Raw genomic sequence first — 234 nt, 5'->3', positions numbered from 1 at the left:
CATCAAAGCTCATTGGTGATTCTTTATCAGCGACATCAGAGATTGCACGCACAACAACAAACGGTGTGTTGAATTGGTGACAAGTTTGAGCGATAGCAGATGCTTCCATTTCTACAGCGATAACTGACGGGAAGTGTTTACGAATAAACTCTTGACGCTCAGCAGTACAAACAAACGCATCGCCAGTACAAATTAGGCCGCGAACCGCATGAGTGTTTTCCATTTGTGCTAGGG

Annotated in this window: 1 protein-coding gene; it reads right to left on the bottom strand. The window is 44.9% G+C overall.

Annotated elements, in window-relative coordinates:
• The coding region (mtnN, locus tag O4H49_RS20595; RefSeq protein WP_269425310.1) for a 5'-methylthioadenosine/S-adenosylhomocysteine nucleosidase at positions 1-234 on the bottom strand (234 nt) is incomplete at both ends.

The organism is Kiloniella laminariae (assembly GCF_027214005.1).
GTDB lineage: Bacteria > Pseudomonadota > Alphaproteobacteria > Kiloniellales > Kiloniellaceae > Kiloniella > Kiloniella laminariae_A.
Note: the sequence above shows the minus strand (reverse complement) of the source record. Positions and strands in the feature narration are given on the sequence as shown.